Source organism: Thermostichus sp. MS-CIW-23, from assembly GCF_054059455.1.
Window position 1 is genome coordinate 1 of record NZ_JBSSCC010000031.1, and the last position, 18,136, is coordinate 18,136.

The 18,136-nt window shown below is 53.6% G+C and carries 16 protein-coding genes; 10 read left to right on the plus strand and 6 right to left on the minus strand.

The genetic code is table 11. The features are described from left to right. Positions 1-228 precede the first annotated feature (228 nt). Complete coding sequence (locus tag ACVW0B_RS10805) at positions 229-936, plus strand: PilN domain-containing protein (RefSeq protein WP_414329097.1); 708 nt, start codon at positions 229-231, stop codon at positions 934-936. Further along, a complete protein-coding gene (locus ACVW0B_RS10810; protein WP_457491658.1) occupies positions 936-1,637 on the plus strand; it encodes a hypothetical protein in 702 nt (233 codons plus the stop codon). The genes ACVW0B_RS10805 and ACVW0B_RS10810 overlap by 1 nt, the downstream gene beginning before the upstream one ends. Positions 1,638-1,965: 328 nt before the next feature. Here ACVW0B_RS10810 and ACVW0B_RS10815 read toward each other — a convergent pair whose 3' ends face one another. Next, a complete protein-coding gene (locus tag ACVW0B_RS10815) occupies positions 1,966-2,196 on the minus strand; it encodes a hypothetical protein (protein WP_414343508.1) in 231 nt (76 codons plus the stop codon). Here ACVW0B_RS10815 and ACVW0B_RS10820 point away from each other — a divergent pair. The 3 genes from ACVW0B_RS10820 to ACVW0B_RS10830 all read left to right on the plus strand — a co-directional run bounded on the left by ACVW0B_RS10820 (position 2,083) and on the right by ACVW0B_RS10830 (position 5,770). Beyond that, positions 2,083-4,050: an AMIN domain-containing protein gene (locus tag ACVW0B_RS10820; protein ID WP_457491675.1), complete on the plus strand. Its 1,968-nt coding sequence runs from the start codon at positions 2,083-2,085 to the stop codon at positions 4,048-4,050. The genes ACVW0B_RS10815 and ACVW0B_RS10820 overlap by 114 nt on opposite strands. Positions 4,051-4,300: 250 nt before the next feature. Beyond that, positions 4,301-5,308, plus strand: coding sequence for an Ig-like domain-containing protein (locus ACVW0B_RS10825; protein WP_457491659.1), 1,008 nt, complete (start codon positions 4,301-4,303; stop codon positions 5,306-5,308). Between the two features lie 84 nt (positions 5,309-5,392). Next, the gene (locus ACVW0B_RS10830) at positions 5,393-5,770 is read left to right on the plus strand and encodes a hypothetical protein (RefSeq protein ID WP_414329093.1); all 378 of its coding nucleotides are present in this window, start codon (positions 5,393-5,395) and stop codon (positions 5,768-5,770) included. 177 nt (positions 5,771-5,947) lie between these two features. Here the strand turns inward: ACVW0B_RS10830 and ACVW0B_RS10835 are convergent, their stop codons facing one another. After that, positions 5,948-6,514, minus strand: coding sequence for a DUF2854 domain-containing protein (locus ACVW0B_RS10835; RefSeq protein WP_414350587.1), 567 nt, complete (start codon positions 6,512-6,514; stop codon positions 5,948-5,950). 122 nt (positions 6,515-6,636) lie between these two features. Between ACVW0B_RS10835 and ACVW0B_RS10840 the strand changes: the two genes are divergently transcribed. Beyond that, positions 6,637-8,178 carry an aminotransferase class I/II-fold pyridoxal phosphate-dependent enzyme gene (locus ACVW0B_RS10840; protein WP_457491660.1) on the plus strand — a complete coding sequence of 514 codons (1,542 nt, stop codon included), beginning with the start codon at positions 6,637-6,639 and terminating at the stop codon, positions 8,176-8,178. A 16-nt stretch (positions 8,179-8,194) separates the two neighbouring features. Here the strand turns inward: ACVW0B_RS10840 and ACVW0B_RS10845 are convergent, their stop codons facing one another. Beyond that, on the minus strand, positions 8,195-9,637 hold the full coding sequence (locus ACVW0B_RS10845; protein WP_457491661.1) for a hemolysin family protein: 1,443 nt from the start codon (positions 9,635-9,637) through the stop codon (positions 8,195-8,197). A gap of 233 nt (positions 9,638-9,870) precedes the next feature. Further along, on the minus strand, positions 9,871-9,993 hold the full coding sequence (locus tag ACVW0B_RS10850; RefSeq protein ID WP_414417568.1) for a PepSY domain-containing protein: 123 nt from the start codon (positions 9,991-9,993) through the stop codon (positions 9,871-9,873). A gap of 466 nt (positions 9,994-10,459) precedes the next feature. Here ACVW0B_RS10850 and ACVW0B_RS10855 point away from each other — a divergent pair, with 466 nt between their 5' ends. The 4 genes from ACVW0B_RS10855 (at position 10,460) to ACVW0B_RS10870 (ending at position 13,721) form a co-directional block, all read left to right on the plus strand. Then, on the plus strand, positions 10,460-11,053 hold the full coding sequence (locus ACVW0B_RS10855; protein WP_457491662.1) for an IS607 family transposase: 594 nt from the start codon (positions 10,460-10,462) through the stop codon (positions 11,051-11,053). Then, positions 10,941-12,140, plus strand: a complete 1,200-nt coding sequence (locus tag ACVW0B_RS10860; protein ID WP_457491676.1) for an RNA-guided endonuclease InsQ/TnpB family protein — start codon at positions 10,941-10,943, stop codon at positions 12,138-12,140. Before ACVW0B_RS10855 ends, ACVW0B_RS10860 begins: the two co-directional genes overlap by 113 nt. Positions 12,141-12,216: 76 nt before the next feature. Beyond that, a complete protein-coding gene (locus ACVW0B_RS10865; protein ID WP_011432133.1) occupies positions 12,217-13,137 on the plus strand; it encodes a branched-chain amino acid transaminase in 921 nt (306 codons plus the stop codon). Positions 13,138-13,202: 65 nt separating this feature from the next. Next, on the plus strand, positions 13,203-13,721 hold the full coding sequence (locus tag ACVW0B_RS10870) for a phosphoribosyltransferase (RefSeq protein WP_414329088.1): 519 nt from the start codon (positions 13,203-13,205) through the stop codon (positions 13,719-13,721). Positions 13,722-13,744: 23 nt separating this feature from the next. On the opposite strand, the gene ACVW0B_RS10875 is transcribed toward ACVW0B_RS10870, so the two are convergent. Both ACVW0B_RS10875 and ACVW0B_RS10880 read right to left on the minus strand, forming a co-directional pair. After that, complete coding sequence (locus ACVW0B_RS10875; RefSeq protein ID WP_414329087.1) at positions 13,745-15,073, minus strand: hypothetical protein; 1,329 nt, start codon at positions 15,071-15,073, stop codon at positions 13,745-13,747. A 66-nt stretch (positions 15,074-15,139) separates the two neighbouring features. Continuing rightward, positions 15,140-18,055, minus strand: coding sequence for an O-linked N-acetylglucosamine transferase family protein (locus ACVW0B_RS10880; protein ID WP_457491663.1), 2,916 nt, complete (start codon positions 18,053-18,055; stop codon positions 15,140-15,142). Positions 18,056-18,136: the final 81 nt, after the last annotated feature.

The following is an 18,136-nucleotide window of genomic DNA, read 5'->3' on the forward strand; positions in this document are numbered from 1 at the left end:
TAAACCAGCCTAGAGGTTCGTGGTTGGCTTGCCAACTGCAGGGCTACCGAAAGCCCGCCCTGTACTGCGAAGCAGTCAGGGTCGGGTAGTTTACTGGAACTGCCCCTGGAGGAACGCCCAGCAATGGGAGTGGCCCTGGGGTTGGCGTTACGGGAAGACACCAAGTAGCGGCAGCAGGCAGCGCAAGCTCGCCCAACCGATGGAATAGCGCACAAGGCGGTTAAAGAGATGTACACACCGGAGATCAATTTCCTCAAAGAAAGGCCGGATGTCCTCACCACAGCTCGAACAGGTGGGGGAGCAGTAGTCGCAGCTGAGGCTGCAGAGGGATCCCAGAATTGGATCCCGGCCATTGGCCTGGGGGTTGCTGTTGCTGCTGTAGCGATGGGAGCTTTTTGGTATTTCCAAGACAGCTTTTCCCGCCAGAGAGAAACCTTGAGGGCGGAGCGGGCTCGCCTTGACAGTGAGCTCAGCACAGCCAATGCTGAGTTGTCCCAGCTGCAGAATGCCAATCAAGAGCTGCAAACCATTCGCGCCCAAACGGAAGGGTTCCGCTCCTTTCTGAGATCCGTCCAGCCTTGGTCGGCCATCTTGGAAGAGCTGCGGCGCAAGATCCCCGGCCAGGGGGTATGGATAACCAACATCAGCGCTTCCGGGGATACCGTCAATATCCAAGGAGGGGCGCTGGACTTTCCCCTGGTGAACGACTTTTTGCTCACCCTGCTGGATTCCAACTTTGTTACCAGCGCCGTCCTGAACAGCAGCTCCCGGGTGGACGGCACAGACCTAACCGAGCCCAGCGTCACCTACGGCATAACCGTAACCATCCGCACCCTGGGGGATCCCGACCCAGAATTTACCCGCGAGCTGGAGCAGCGGGGAGCGATAGGCTTGGTTGAAAAGATCCGCATTTTGCGTCGAGTGGAGGCGAACTGATGACTGGATCGGTTGAAGGTTTTCCCGACGAACAACTGGTGGTTTCCCCGGCAGGGCCGCCGGTACTGCTGGGCGTGGAGCTGACCCCCATTCGAATTGGTCTTTTAATCGGGATCACAGGGTTAGCCGCGGCGGGGTTTCTGGCCTTCACCCAACTTCGCCCCTTGATCGAGGAGGTACAGGCTTTGGAAAGGGAGGTAGCCAACAAAACCACCCAGTTGCAGGACATAAAGAGCCAGATTGCCAGTTTGCAAGATGTGCCCAATCAGGTCGAGAGAGCTCGCGTGGAGCGGGAACAGATCAGTGCCCTGCTCTCCACCCCCGAGAATGCCGACACGCAACTGCTGGATCTCAACCGGCTGGTGCGAGGGCAGCCCAACAGCGAGCTGCGCAGCTTTAGCCCTTCTCCACTGACTCCAGCGTCTTCGGCCAATCCGGAAGTGCCTGGGATCATCGCTCCCGCCATCCAAGTGCAGACCACCCGTGTCGCTCTGCGTGGCCCCTATACGGAGCTGATCAATCTGATGGGAGATATAGAGCGTCTGCGCACGCTGTTCCGGGTGAGCAACATCAGCTTAAATCCTGTTCAAGACACAGGGGAACTGGACGCTGCTTTTGATTTGATTGCCTACATCTACAACAAAGACGTTCCGTTGGGCACTGCTCCTCCACCTGAAGGGCAAACGGCACCCGGTCAGTAGCCCAGCCATGCCTTGACTCAGGGGGGGATCCTGCCAGTGCGGGATCCCCTCTGGTTTTCAGAAGACGGGAACAACCGCCGGTTCAGCACGGATAGTGTTGCCGAATCGAAGATCTGGGAAAAATTTCTTCCGAAACGGCTACAGGTAGTGGCAAAGTCCGAGATTTCGGCTTTGATTAGGGAAGCACGGGGTGAACGAGGCCAAAGGCACCCGTGGCGAGGTGAAGCAAGAATACGACTGGGTGAAGGAGTGAGGTGTGAGGATGATGAACTGTCGAGTTGCTTATGGGTGTGCGTTGGGCTTGATCCTGTCCCTGCCCCCATTGGCCTTAGAAAGCCGGGTCAATGAGGCAGCCGCTCAACAGTTGACCTCCGCAAACCCGCAACGCCTCAGCCGCATCACAGATATCCGCCTGGTGCCCAACGGCAACCGCATGCAGTTGGAGATCAACACCGAAGGGGGCGCTCGCCCACAGGTGTTCTTTACCCAGCAGGGACAATCTTGGATCGGGGACATCACCAATGCTCAATTGAGCGGAAGCCAGGGCCGCTATCGCCAAGAGTCTCCCCTGCCGGGGGTGCGCTTCATTGAGGCCCGCCAGTTGAGCAACGACAGCGTGCGGATAGAAATAGCCGGTGTGGCCGCAGCTCCCCAAGGCTTGCTGGCTCGGCGCAGCCCGACGCAGTTGGTCTTCGACTTTGAGGGCCTACCCTCTGCCCCACTGGCTCCCCTAGCGGCGGTTCCCCCTCAACCCTCGTCCAACCCAGTAGCGCCCGGCCAACCGGCGTCACTAAACCGACCTCAGCCCGTGGCTCCTGTTCCTCAGCCCGCAGCTCCTGCCCCTGCCTCCCAACCGGTCGCTCAAAACCCTGCCCCTCCGCAGACAACTCAAGCGGCTCCTCCTGCACCTGCTGTTCCTGCTGCACCCGTGATTTCTCAGGTCCCCCCTGTGGGCCAGCTCAACCAACCTCAGCTGCCTTCGAGAGCTACTGATCCCAGTGCGTCTCCGTTTCAAGGTCGAGCAGTGGCTCCTCCGGCCGGAGATCTTGCTGTCGGCAATATTATTCCGGCTCCCCCTCCAGTTGACTTGGGTTCAAATGCCACAATTACCTTAACCCTCAAGGATGCCCCTGTGGGTGATGTGTTGAGTCTGCTGGTGCGTCGAGCTGGACTGAACGTAGTTCTCAATGACGTCCCTCCAGACCTGACGATTTCCTTAGATGTGGCTGATTCACCTCTACAAGAAACATTTAACTTTATTTTGCGCCTGAAGGAGCTTCAAGCGTCTCGCGTAGGGCAAACAGTTTTCATTGGTACTACACTCCCTGGGGTTGGCCAGCAGATCGTCAGGACGTACAGACTCAATCAACTGAGAATCGAAGAGGAGATCCAAAACTTTGATTTAACTGCTGCCGGTGCCGCAGGTGGAGGTGGAACAACTGAAATCACGGCTAGGCAGCTAGGTGTTACTCCGAGTGAAATTAGAAGCAGAATTCTAGCCATTTTGGAAGCATCAAACATTCCTTTGGCTCAGGAATCGGCCATTCAAGCAGATCCAAGAACGAATTCACTGACTATTGTTGCCACACCTACCCAACATGACGTAATAGCAGCATATCTTGCCCAAATTGATCTCAGAAGTCGACAGGTCTTGATTAGCGCCAGGTTTATCGAGATTAACCTTAACGACAACTCTGACTTAGGAGTTGCATTAGGTGGTGCATCTGGAAACTTTGCGCTGGGTTCTGGAGATAATACCACCTTTGGTGGAACTCCTCTTAGCCAACCCGAGGGATCCTCAGTTCCTAACGTTGGTTCGGTTCCGGCTCCAGCAACTGGGGGCTCACTTGTATTTAATACTTTAAACCGGCTCCAGCAGTCTCTTGCAGCTCGTATAGATGCATCTATTGCTTCGGGGACAGCTAAGATATTGGCCGATCCAAAAGTAGTCGTTGCCAACAACACCGGTGCGGCTGTTGTGGTTGGCCAAGAAGTCATTACCAACAGGAGAATACAAACGGATCCCGCAACAGGCCAGTCAGTAGTTGTTTTCGAGAAGGGAAACGCAGGAGTTAACTTGCTTATTCAAAATGTTAGGATTGACGATAATGGCTATGTTACGTTAAATCTCATTCCTCAGATTTCATCCATCGGTAGCCAAGTTATTTTGGCAGATGGCACCGTAATTAGCTTGCTGAACCAGCGTTCTGTTGGAACTTTGCAAACCAGACTGAAAGACAGAGAAACCCTATTTTTGGGAGGCTTGATACGAGAGGAGGATCGAGTATCTGTTGACAGGGTTCCACTGCTTTCTGAGATTCCTCTGCTGGGTTCTCTTTTTCGTAGGCAAAATACGATAAATGAGAGAACTGAAATTGTAGTCCTAATTACGCCGACAATTTTGGAGGACTGAAGGAAAATCTTTATCGCTGCAAGCCGCTTTCTTCCTGTTGAGCTAGTTACCTTCCTATAAAGACATCTTGGTTTAAATGCTAAGGTCAAGCTTTTCTTGCCGATTTTGGTTGAGACTGGGATCCCTGCTGCTAAGCTTGGCTCTGGCTGGGGCGCTGGCTTCGATTGACACAGGGTGGTCGCAAACCCATCGCCTTTCTCTACCAGTCCAGGGTCAGAGCTATCCACAGCTAGTCGAGCAATCACGCCCTTTGGTTTGGCGAGCTTTGGCGCAACAATTCCAAGCGCAGCCGCAGCCGGAGCAGATCACCTTGGAGGTACTGGGACAAGCCGGGGATCGGCAAGCCCCTCTATTTACCGTGCGAATGCCTCGCAGCGTTTGGCAGCAAAACCCCTCCCCCGCTCAATTGGAGCAGCATACCATTTTCTATCCTGATGCGTTGGCTCTTTTACAGCCGCGAGCACCGCTGCAGCAAGCCCAGGTAGAATCTACTGCTCCCTTTGCAAATGGAATTACATTGGTCTCCAGCAATCCTTCCAATGGCCAAAGAGGGATCCCAATTGACCAAAATATCCATCTGCGTTTTGATCGACAGCTTCCAGCCGGAATAACAGGTCTAGCCTTCGGGATCCAGCCCCCTGTGGAGGTGGCCTTTGACATTCAGGGAAACGAGCTGATCTTTCAGCCTTTACAGCTACTCAGCTACAGCACAGATTACAGAATACTCTTGCCTGCAGCCAAAGAGCTGGATTTACAAAAGCCCATAGAATTGACTTTCCGCACCGAGCCTCAGTACAGTTACCAGCGAGATATTAAGCCCTTGCTAGAAGCCAGTTGTGTAGGTTGTCATCAGCAGGCCGGTCGGATGCGGCGCAGCCCTTTAGATAGTTATGCTGCGGTGATGCGTTATGTAACGCCGGGATCGGAAAATAGCGAGTTGCTCAAACCGCGTTGGTTAGCTCGTCATGCTGTCATCCAGCGAGCTGCAGGGATCCGTTTGAATGGGGGGGGAGTGGATGCCCTGAGTTTGTTGTCGCAGGGCAGGGAAGGAGCTGAACCTACGCCCAGGGTTCCTGTGAGTGATCCCCAGGGAGAGTCTCCCGGATCTTTTATCGGACGCAGTGGATCCCCAGAATTGGCCTATATTCGTCGCAACGGCACCGGCATGGATCGCCTAGGTCACTTGAGCGCTGATGAAATTCAAATCCTGCGTACCTGGATTATTCAGGATCAAGCGGCTGAGGCCCATAAGAGTTAGCCTGATGGGCTGGAGAGTCTTTACCAACAAAGATCCCTTGCTCGTTTGTTTACTTTAAGATTAGGAACCTACGAGATCAATTTGATGACAACCCCCACAGAGGATCGGCTAGACCGGATTGAGCGTGTTGTAGAAGTTTTGGTGAACCAGCAGAGGGAAGTGCTGGGGCGCGTCGATGGGTTGTCTCACCGGGTGGATAGCTTGACCGAGCAGGTGGATAACCTCACGGATCGAGTAGACAACCTGACTAACCGAGTAGATAGCCTGACCGACAGGGTGGATAACCTCTCCCAAAGTGTCAGCAAACTTTCCGCCGATGTCGATAAGTTGGGCTTCAAGTTCGACACTGCTCAATCGGTTGGGGAGCGGCTAGAGCGGCTGGCAACCAGCTTGATCGCAGGAGCCACGATTAGCATCATTGCCGGGGTTATCCTTGTGCTGCTCAGAGAGGGATCCCGTTAATTCTTTCCCGCCCCCTCGATGGAAAAAAATAGGGATCCCAGCCAATGGGATCCCTGGTTATCCTTCCTCTAGTGTTTCAGTCCTCAACACACCTTCCCTATGAGATGCTCTGATTCTAAGAGCCGACCCGTGAAAAAGTCGTGAAACTGACAGATGAGGTGGAAGGTTAAGCCTTGCTCAGGTGGTCAGGGATCCACCTCGGGCAACAAGCGCCAATTCCACCTGATTTTCTTGGGGCTGCCCCAGTTGCACCTCCACATCTCGGCCAAAGAAGCCTTGCATTTTTTTCTGGTAGCTTTCCTGCCATTGTTGGAAGGGAACCTTGGGGGAATCGAACAGAAGCACCAAGGTATACCGGCCATCCCGCAGTTCTTCTCTGTACCCTCTCACCTTGGGCAGATCTGCTTCCAGAGGGCCGCGCAGACCCAGAAACTCCAGGGCATCCTCCAGGTGAGCATTGGCCCCGTAGCTATATTTGGTGATATCGGCGCGGACTTGCTTTTGAATTTCCGTGGCCTGCTGGGCGCGGGCTTGGATCACCTCGAGAGAAGGGGCGGCCAGGGCAGGTACCGGCTTGAGTTCCACTACCTTCATGGTTATCCCTCCCAACAGCAAGGGGATCCCGGCAAACAGGCCAATGAGATTGAGGGTGGGATCGTTGTAGTGGGCAAAGCCCCAAGCCGTGGCGGCAACGCCGGCCAACAAAACGAGGGTACTGACGGGGAAGGGCAGTTTTTCAAACATACAGGAGAGGAAGAAAGGCCACCTGAAAACCCAGGCTAGCAGGAAAAGCGCCGGCGGTGGACTTAGCCTCCATTGGGATGGATAATCACAAAATGCCCACCTGGTGTGTTGAGGAGTGGTCTGTGGTTCTGTCCAATCTGTCCAAAACCTCTCGTTGCTTGCGCTCGCTGGATCGCAAAGCCCAAGAGCGAGCACCTCTGTTTGAGGCCATCCGCCACTATTGCAGCTTGGACAAAGCTCCTTTTCACACGCCAGGCCACAAACAGGGACGTGGGATCCCTGCCGACTTGCGGACCTTTTTGGGAGAGAACGTCTTCCGGGCAGATCTGACCGAGCTGCCAGAGGTGGACAACCTCCACGACCCCGATGGGGTGATCCGAGAGGCCCAGGAGCTGGCGGCAGCAGCTTATGGAGCGGATCGCAGTTGGTTTTTGGTCAACGGTTCCACCTGTGGCGTGGAAACACTGGTGATGGCGGTGTGCGATCCGGGAGACAAGATCCTCTTGCCGCGCAACTGCCACAAATCCGCCATTGCCGGGGTGATCCTCTCTGGGGCGGTGCCGGCCTATATCGAGCCGGATTTTGACCCGGAGCTGGGCATTGCCCACGGGATTACCCCAGCCGGTTTGGAGGGGGCCTTGGCGGAGCATCCCGATGCCAAAGGCGTTTTGGTAGTCAGCCCCACCTACTACGGGGTCTGCTGCGATGTGCAGGCTTTGGCCTCCATCGCCCATGCCCATGGCCTACCGCTATTGGTGGACGAGGCCCACGGGCCCCATTTTGGGTTTCATTCGGAATTGCCCATTTCAGCCTTGGAAGCCGGTGCGGATCTGGTGGTGCAGTCCACCCACAAGGTGATCTCCGGCATGACGCAAGCCTCGATGCTCCACCTGCAGGGATCCCGTATTGACCCCAACCGGGTGCGCAACATTCTGCAACTGCTGCAATCGACCAGTCCCAGCTATGTGCTGATGATGTCGCTGGATGTGGCACGGCGGCAGATGGCACTGGAGGGAGAAGCCCTGCTGGGCCAAGCCTTGGCTTTGGCAGATCAAGCCCGCGCCCGTCTCAACCGCATCCCCGGCTTGCGCTGTTTTGGCCCAGAGCGTATCGGCTCCACCCCTGGTTTTTTCGATTTCGACCGCACCCGTCTCACGGTAACGGTGACAGAGCTGGGGTTGTTCGGCTTCGATGCTCACGACTGGGTTAACGATCACTTCCACGTGCAGCCGGAGATGTCCACCCTGCACAATGTGGTCTTCATTGTCAGCATCGGCAATACCCAGCGAGACATTGACCGCCTGGTGGAAAGTTTCGCCGCCCTGTCGCAACATTTTCAGGGATCCCGCCCATCCAGAGCGGCAATGGAAAAAATGCAGCGGCTGGCACAACTGCCCCGTCCTTGCTTGCCACCACAACGGCTATCACCCCGGGAGGCTTTTTTTGCTCCCATTCAGCGGGTGCCTTTCCAAGAAGCAGTGGGCCATATCTGCGCCGAGATCATCTCCCCCTATCCACCTGGGATCCCGATTTTGGTGCCGGGAGAAGAGGTGACTCAAGAGGCGGTGAACTATCTGCTGTTGGTGCATGAGGCAGGCGGCTTTATCAACGGCCCAGAGGATGTGCGCCTGCAGACCCTGAAAGTGGTCAAGGCAAGGACCTAATGCTCTCCTAGCGGGCTTATGGACGGGTTTTTGCCGTTTGCGCTGGGGGGAGCAGCGGTAGGGAGTTTGCCGGAGTGCCGGGGCGGCGGGCTACCTTCACCCGATCCACCCGTGGCCCCTCCATGCGCACCACCTGAAACTCCATCTCTTGGTAGGTGAACTTTTCCCCAGCACGTGGGATCTTCTGCATGTGGTAAATCAGAAAGCCCCCCAGCGTTTGGTAATCCTCGTGCAGAGGCAGGTTGAGTCCACAGCGCTCGTTGATCTCTTCAACATCCAACTGAGCCTGGATGAGCAAGGTATTTTCGTCGAGTTCTTGAATGTCCGGCTCCTTGGTGTTGGGATCCGGGCCATCGGAGAGCTTGCCGACAATCTCCTCCACCAAGTCTTGAATGGTGATCAGGCCCGCCGTGCCGCCAAACTCATCCACCACTACCACCATCGGCCAGTGGTGCTGCCTCATTTCGGGCAACAGTTCGGCAATCGGCTTGTTCTCCGGCTCAAAGTGGGCCTCGCGGATGAAGTTGGTGATGGGGCTGTGCAAATCTATGGATCCCTTGGCCAACTGGCCGATCAACTCCTTAACGTGGATCAGCCCGCGGATGTCATCCAAAGACTCGCCGTAGACCGGGTAACGGGAGTGTCCTGATTCGGCCACCTCGGCCAGCACCTCTTGCACCGTTGCAGTTTCCGGCACCGCGTCGATGCTGGTACGCGGGATCATCACCTCGCTGGCCACCGTCTCGCCAAACTCGAAGATGTTGCTCAACAGCTCTCGCTCTTCCGCCTCAATGTTGCCCGACTCCACCGAGGAAGCGATCAACAGTTGCAGCTCCTCCACCGTCATGGTGCTGTAAAAGGAAGTGGCCTCGGGGATGCGGACGCCCAAGATGCGCAGCACACAGCGGGAGGAGAAGCGGAGCAGCTCGACAAAAGGATGCAAGAAGCGGCTTACCAAGCGGTTGAGCCAGGCTAGTTGCAGCGCAATCGGCTCCGAATAGAGAATGGCCAGAGTCTTCGGGATCAGCTCCCCTACCACGATCTGAAAATAGGTGAGCAGCGAAAACACCAACACCACTGCCACCCCTCGAACAAGGGCCGGATCCAGGTTCTGAAGCCAAGCCAACTGCCTCAAGGCCAGAAACAGCGTCGGCGCCACTTGCGTAGCCCCAATCCAGCCCAACAACACACTGGCCAGGGTAATGCCCAACTGGGTGGTGGAGAGGGCATATTCCAGTTGTTCCTGGGCTTTTTGCACAAGAGCTGCCTGCCGGTTCCCTTCGCTGGCCAACTGCACCATGCGGGAGCGCCGCGCCGATACCAAGGAAAACTCGACTGCGACAAAGAAAGCGTTGATGACTAGAAGACCGATGACCCAAAGGAGACTAAGCGACGCATCTCCCCACGAAAGCTCGGTGTTGGGGAAAGCAGCCGTCGAGGCTAAAGGGGGGTCGTCCATCAGGGGGAGCAGCAAGACGGATAGACAGCATTCTAGCTCAGACTGACTCGGCCACCTGTCCTCGGCCGGCAGTCGAACTGGTTTCAGCTATCCGTCAACTATCGATGACGCCCTCTCCATGCCCAAAATGCAAGGGATCCCCGGCTTTCGCAGTTCTCATTCATCAAGCAGTAACAGCTACAACCTTTTCCGGCAACGCTCACCCCCGCCTAGGCAAGGGCACCTCCTGAGTGCTAGTCGTCGATATCGACAATGTCACCGGTAGTGGCGTCGATCTTGACTTTAATGTCGTTGGTAAATTTCACTTCCCAAACTAGGCGCCCATGTTTAAGCTCCAACTCATCTTTTTTGATCATTTTTTGATCACGGCATTGGGCACGGCAGATCGAGCGATCTGAATGGCTTCCTCAATGGGGATAGGCGGAGCAGAAGATTGGGCAAAAGCAGCCCTCCGGCTCCCACCCGTCGACAGCATCGGGCTAGCGGGGGACAAAATGCCAAGCAAAAGTAAGGCAGCAATCGAAAGTTTTGCAGGCTTTATTTACAGCTGCTTGAGCAACCACCTCCTTACCCTACCACCCTGAGACCAAAGAAGCCTTGCCACAAGGAGCATTGCTGCCTTCACAAGGAGTTCACCCCCTTTGCGTCATAGGGTGTAGTTGCTCGGCCCCTCTTCAGCTACGAACTGTTTGCTTCTCCAATCCAACCCTCTCGGAAACTGACTGGCTAAACAACGCTGCTGCGGGGGAGCATGACTCTAGTCAATGATACGCTGGACTATACTGAAAATAATGTACAGTATGTTCAGTATGGCTGCTTGGTATGGCTAGGTATGTAAAACCGAGAGAAGCGGCGGATTATTTTGGGGTGTGTCTCCACACTTTGAGGCGATGGGAACAGAAAGGCTGGATCAAGGCAATACGTACACCATCCGGTAGGGCGAGAAGGTATGACCTCGACAGCTACATCAAAACGCCAAAAAAAATCAAACGAGTCGTTTTGTACGCCCGAGTCAGCAGCCGAGAGCAGAAACCAGACTTGGAGAGACAGATTGCAAGACTGGTTAACCTCTATCCTGGAGCCGAAGTGGTCGGAGAGGTTGGCGGCGGTCTCGACTTCAAAAGACCAAAGTTCCTTGCCTTATTGGAACGAGTTCGTGCGGGAGATGTCGGAACAATTGTGGTCGCTCATCGGGATCGACTCTGCCGGTTTGGATTTGAGTTCGTTGAGTGGTACTGCCATCAATACGGGTGCGAAGTCTTGGTTCTCGATGACGATCACCTTTCTCCTCAACAGGAACTGGTTGAGGATATCCTCGCCATCCTGCACTGCTTCAGCAGTCGGCTCTACGGACTCAGAAAATATCGGGCTGCAATCGAGAAAGATACGGATTTATCCAGAGCTGGCGCTGGCTAAAGTTTGGAAGCGGTGGCAAGCGGCGTGCCGGTACTGCTACAACCAAGCGATTGCCTATCAGCGTCAGCATGGCGCCCCAAAAACGGCCAGAAAGCTGCGGGACATCATCCTGCGCTCCGACCTGCCCGGGTGGGTGAAGGACGCCCCCTGCCACATCAAGCAGAACGCGGTCGTCGAGGCGTGGTTGGCGTTTCGCCGAAGCAAAGACGCGAGGTTTCGCAGTGTGCGAGACAGGTCGCATACGCTGCAATTCAACGCCGGCAACTTTCGCAATGGAACGTGGTATCCGAAACTCACCCGAGGCCTGGCGTTCCGTGCATCCGAGGAGATGCCCAGAGAATGGGCACGCGGAACTGAGCTAATGCGGGTGAAAGACAGATGGTATGCCATCTTCCCTGAGCCCGTGAACGAGCAGTGTTCGTTAGCAAAGGGGGTTGTTGCGCTTGACCCTGGAGTAAGAAGCTTCTTCACAGGGTTTGATGGGGCAGGTTTTGTAAATATTGCCAAGGGGGACTTTGGTAGAATCGCTCGGCTGTGCTACCACCTAGACGACCTGCAATCTAGGCTGAGCAGAGCACCGAGACTCAAGCGTAGGCGAATGCGGCAAGCGGCGTTTCGTCTGCGGGAGAGAATCAGGAACTTGGTGGACGAGTGCCATCGCAAGGTAGCGGCGTTCCTAACGGATAACTACCGATTGATATTTCTCCCCACTTTCGAGTCAGCCAAGATGGTTGCCAAGGCGGGGAGGAAGTTTGGTAGCAAGACGGCGAGGGCGATGCTCACCTGGGCGCACTATCGGTTCAAGCAGTTCCTGAAATTTCAAGCCCAAAAGAAAAACGTGGTTGTCGTGGAAGTATCGGAAGCGTACACCAGTAAAACCTGTACCAAGTGCGGGCACATCCACACTAAGTTGGGTGGCGCAAAGGTGTTTAGATGCCCAAAGTGCAACCATAGGCTACCACGAGATTGGCAAGGCGCTCTGGGTGTTATGCTCAGAGCTTTGCGGGATACCGCCTTTCTGTTCGGAAACGGACAGAATGCTATCGCTTCACCGCTGAGCAGTAATGCTCAGCAGTGTTCGGCGTAAATGTATCAGCTCCCGGCACTGCACGAATCGGTGATAATATTCCTACCTCTCATTCCTACCCCGGTGGGTGCCGACCATGCCAGATTTTCTGCCCTACGCCTACTTTCAGGGCCAGATTGTCCCCTTTGCTGAGGCGAAGATCTCCATTGCCACCCATGCTCTGCACTACGGGACAGCGGCGTTCGGCGGCCTACGCGGGATCCCTGATCCGCAAAACCCGGATCAAGTTCTGGTGTTCCGTCTGGATCGCCATTGCCGACGACTGAGTCAAAGCGCCCGCCTGCTCTGTTTTGATCTCCCTGCTGAACGGATTGAGCAGGTGATCGTCGAGCTGATCCGAAAAAACCGTCCCTCCACGTCTTTCTACATCCGCCCCTTGGTGTACACCTCCGACCTAGGCATCTCGCCGCGGCTGCACAACATTGAGAAAGACTTTTTCGTGTACGGCTTGGAACTGGGGGACTACCTCTCGCCAGAGGGAGTCAGTTGCCGCATCAGCTCTTGGGCCCGGCAAGAGGATCGCAGCCTACCATTGCGGGGCAAGATCACCGGCGCCTACATCACTTCCTCTTTGGCCAAAACCGAGGCGGCGCAGGCTGGCTATGACGAGGCCATTTTGATGAACTCCCAGGGCAAAGTGAGCGAAGCCTCGGGCATGAACATCTTCATCGTGCGCAATGGCGTGCTGATTACCCCCAGCTTCGACCAAGACATCCTGGAAGGGATCACCCGCGACAGTGTCCTCACCCTGGCCCGCGACCTGGGGATCCCTACCCAAGAACGGCCCGTTGACAAATCGGAGCTATTGATTGCTGACGAGGCCTTTTTAACCGGCACTGCTGCCAAGATTACGCCCATCCGCCAGATTGAGCAGTATGTCCTGCCCCCCTCCCGCCCCATCACCGAGCAGTTGCGGCAGAAGCTGACGGCAATTACCGAAAATCGGGATCCCGTCTATGCCCATTGGGTGAAGGTGATCCCTCTGAAAGAAAGCTAGTCCCTAGTCGAGGGGAGAAGCGTCATTATTAAACTGAGCACTCTAGATGGGTAGAGGGGGATCCCTTGCACGAAATTTCCATCACCTGGGCCGACTACCACCGCAAAATCGAGGAGTTGGCCGTCAAAGTCTACGAAAGCGGGTGGGAATTTAACCAAATCGTCTGTATTGCCAAGGGGGGGCTGCGCATCGGCGATACCTTGGCCCGTCTTTTCGACCTGCCCCTGGCTATTCTCTCAGCCTCTTCCTACTCTGGGCCCGGTAACCGCCAGCGGGGGCAACTGACCTTCTCGCGGGATCTAGCCATGACCACCGCCAACCTGGGCAGCCACGTGCTGTTGGTGGACGATCTGGCAGACTCTGGCATGACCCTAAAGCGCTCTGTCCACTGGCTCAAGCACCACTACGGCTTCTACATCGAGGAGATCCGCACCGGCGTACTGTGGTACAAGGCCGCCTCCGTCTATCAACCCGACTACTATGTGGACTATTTGCCGGATAACCCTTGGATCCACCAGCCCTTTGAGCCCTACGAGCAGATGACGCCCCAGCAGCTGATGCAGTTGCTACGCTCTTCCGGTTAACTTTTCTTTATCACCTCAGGGCTCTAACCAGTAGGAAACTCGAAGCGGGGCAGCTTATCCAGGGCAGGCTGGATCCCTGCGGGGATTCGCTCGTGAGTAAGGGGGTAGTAGTAATCAACCCGAGCCAGTAGTCGCTTCCACTGCTCAGAGTTAAGAGTTTTAACCAAAGAAATAGACGGCTCAACACTTAACTCGTGTCCCAAATCCATAAGCTCGATAGTAACGTTAGCTGCTGCGGCTTCCAGAACTGACTCCGCCATCCCGTAGTCTGGCTCTGCAGACACGATCAAAGCGTAATGCTGAGGATTGGAACTAAGCAGAATAGACTTTAGTAAAGGCTCCAAGCTTGCAGTAACTGATTCCCGAAGATTTGGATCCCAATCGGGAAAAAGAGCTAGATTAATCTGGCTTAGATAAATCCCTAAAGTAGTAAAACTCAGTTGCTCTGCGGAAGCAGGCGTCAAGCTTTGCTTCTGGTGTTCCAGCGAGGCATCGCTAAACTTTAAGCTCATTTCAATTTTCTCATCTTCAGTGGTCAATAGTACATGCCTTCCCTCTCTTTTACTATGGCTGGTTAGGTGTATGATAGAAATAGGAGTGTGAGGTAGGTAAGGCTCAACAAGTAGGTTTTGCCTTGGATCCCATTTTGGCAGTCCGTAGTGACAAGTCCAATTGCAATAGGCAGGTAGAAGTTCTGTTTCCTTAAGTAGCCCATCTAGATAGACCGCTACATTTAGAGCGAGTTGATCGGTTATGATAGAAGGTCTTCTAGCTAAAGCTTGAGAAAGCCGAAAGTCCCAAAGATCCCAGTGCTTGGCAGTATAGGACATTGCAAAAACACCAGCATTAAGGAGGGGGTACGTATGTAAGTCCTCGACACTCAGACTGGGAAAGTGGTATCTGTAAGCTTCACTAAGATCAATTAGGTAATCTTTTGGGCCATAGAGTAATCTATTCCCTCGGTCAATCTCCGGAACAATAGCTAGCCCTCGCTTTTTGCTTCGCTGGATGAGCAAGTCAATCCCGAACCAATCCTGAACCCAAGCATCTGCGTCAATCCAAATATAAACTTCATAGTCTGGAAAGTACCTACGTAGCCGGGGCCGAGCTAGTAATCCCCGCAGATAAGAAGGCACACTCTCAACTCCAGCAAAGTTATAGTTCCAATCCGGCTCAACAATGTAATTGACGTGTTTTGAAAGCCAGTCTACTTGCTCAGGGGTACAGCCCAAATCGAAGAAGCCTATCTCAACAGATTTACCCTGCTCCTTACCTCGGATGGAAAGAACAGTTCCCTGCACTAGATCGAAGAACTTGGAGTCGGCTGCGGTGATAATAACTACTGATTTCATACCAAAAGATAGTTAGGGAGATAGGAATTGCCTAGAACCAGACAACTTTTTTTATTTTAATTTAATTTACTTGGTCGCAATTATGTTTAGACTAACAGGTTTACCGAAAACAACCATTTCACTACAGTCATTAAATAAGCCGAACCGATCTACCTTGCGGATAATCCGAAAGCCTGCCTGAGTCAGCAACATGAACAGATATTCCCACGAGAGACCAACTTTGTGATAGTCATACTCATCTGTCTGTCCACCAAACATCATGCGCATAATACTAAATCGCTGCTCGGCGGAAGCTCCTTCCTCTATATAAAGGTGACAAAGAGTAGGTAAGTCAGGAACACTAATCATTAACTGGCCACCGAAATGTAAAACTCGATGCCACTCTTTGAGAACAACAGGCAATTCTCGCACATAGTCGAAGTGCTCCAGAACGTGGGAGGCGTAGATGGCTTCTACGGAGTTGTCTTCAAATTGACTGAGATCCATAGCGTTGCCAACGTAATCCACGTACTCTCTTGGTTGGATGTCTAGGATCTTCCAGTCTGGATGGGGATCTTTTCCCCCTATATGAAGGCGGATACGCTGACTGACCTGGAGTCTAGGTTCACCCCCGTCTAGAGGAGGAACCTGGTCGATAATCTGATGTTTATGAGCCAGATCAAAATAGGTTTTTTCAATAGCCATAGCCAAACGTTTTGGATCCCAGATGATCGACTTACTGTAGGACTCTCGAATAGTCTGTTTGGCCTTGGCCAGTCGCTCTGGATTGTTAGCCAGCTGGATTCCTCGCTCAATAAATTCTTCAACTGACCAGGTAATACAGTCATCAAGACCTATATTCCTAAGTAAGCTATAGCTCATTCGACCATAGTAATGGCGACCTACCAAGGTGAGAACTGGCACGCCCATGTAGAGGGCTTCCATAGTGTGGGTTGCGCCTGTGTAGGGAAAGGTATCGAGAACAAGATCCACCAAAGCTAGTTGGCCCCGGTGCTCTTCCACGCTGCTTGCTTGAGCTAGAAAACGGACGCGATCCAAAACATCCAATTCCTTAGCTCTTTCCTGGTAACGCCTGATAACTGTGGCAATTTCCCCTGAGCCTTTGACAATTAGGATACCGTTAGGTACGGCTTTTAGAATCTGCAGGTGAGCATCAATGCATTCAGGGGTGCGCTTGTAGGCACTGGCCGCAGTTAGAAGAACAATATCTTGCGGATCGATTCTCAGCTTAGCTCTGAAATCTATCTCATCAGCGGGCAGGACGTCCAGATAGTCCACAGCACAGTAGCTAGGCAAGCGGATAATTTTTTCATGGTAATCGGCCTGTGCATCTTCAGGAAGGATATAGGGATCGGCGAAAAAGTAATCAAATTCCGGCAAACCGACAGCATCTCCGCCAAGCCAACCAATTTGGATAGGAGCGGCCCGCAAAGCTGCTACGATGCTGGCATCGTGACTGGTAAGGGAGTCCATAAAAACCATGATATCGATGCGATCCTCACGCGCTTGAGCAGCTACTTGAGGCGGCTTGGTTTCTCCTGGAAAAAAGCGAAAATGGAGATTTTCGTGAGAGCGAAACTTTTGATACATATTGTCATGACTGGCCATATCTTCATTTTTCCACCCCTGGTAGTAGTAGTAGACAACGTCCAGAAGATCGCGAGATAGGTTCCTGAGAGTAGCCTCACTGAGAAAGCCAACCGAGTGCCGATGAAAGCAGTTACCCAGAAAGCCTACCCTCAGCTTTCGCTTAGTTCTGCCAGATCCGCAGTAGTCTTGCTGATTCTTCTGCCAATATTCCGACCAAAGAAAGTCTCGCTGAGAAGCCATTAAGCTTAGGCAGTCGTTAAAGATTCTACCACCAATTTGTTGGTAATGACGAATCAGAGAGCGATCGTCAGTTAGATAACTCCAACAAAAGCAAACTCGAAACAGAATGGCTTTAGCAATCGTTAGACTCTCGAGTAGATTTTCATCGTTAATTCTTAGTGATCCTAAGTCGGCTTCCCTCGATAAAATTAAGTCTATGATTTTCTGGATAACAAGGTTTATCCGTTCTGGCTGGGTAGCATGGATCAACTTTTCCAGCGATTCTGATAGAAGGGATAGACGAAGAGTAAAGTTCTCTTGCACCTGTGAGCTCTCGGCCGCCGTGATGAGAGCTTCTCCTAAAATGGAATAGCCATCACTGGTAGAGTTCTGGAAGAAGGCGCGGGCTGCCCTCTGAAAAAAGTCACCGATTAAGTCCTCTATCGTCCACAAACCTTCATAGCGCTTCGCCTGCTCGGGATCCACCGCATTGGCTAGCTGGGCCAGCAAAGCAGCAAATCCGGATTTCTGGTCCTCCAAAAGACGAGCTTGTAAAGCTGTGGCCACCTCAAAAAACAAGCTCAGGTAGCCGTCATCCCATAGCCGCGCGAGCAATTCAGTAAGGAGTGGCTCCTGAGTAATATCGAGGCTCTTCTCGCCGCCTAGGCTCTCCAGTAGGGCTTGCCCATAAAAGCCAACTGCCAGCTCATCCTCAGCTTGCAGGGCCCGCATCAGCAAAACTTGGGTGTTGTCCCGCCGGCTTGGATCCAGCTCAAAGGCCATCTCCCGCAGCTTTAGACAAGCCTGAAGACGCTGCTGTGGATCCTGCGTGGGGCTATTTTCTAGACGGCCTGCGAGGGATAGTAACAAATCCAAGACTTTCTCCTGGGACAGGATCCCTGCCCTCACCAGAGGCGTGTAGAGCTGGTAAGCAAGGCTCAGCTGGCCAGCAGCCAAGGCCTGCTCCAGCGCTGACAAGGTAATTGCCTCTGGCTCAGAGGGGGAAGCCAAATCATTGGCTGAGGAGAGGTCAAAGAAACCCCACAGGAACTCCCGCCAATCCTTTGCGCCTTGCTCTCGGTAAAAAGCCACCAACCACTCCACAAAAGCATCGGGAGACTGCTGAAGCAGTTGCTTGGCTTCTAGGATCCGGGCTTGCAGCGTAGGGTTCATAGGCTGAAGGAAGAGCATGACTCTAGTCAATAATAAGCTCAACTATACTGAAAATAATGTATAATATGTTCAGTACGGATT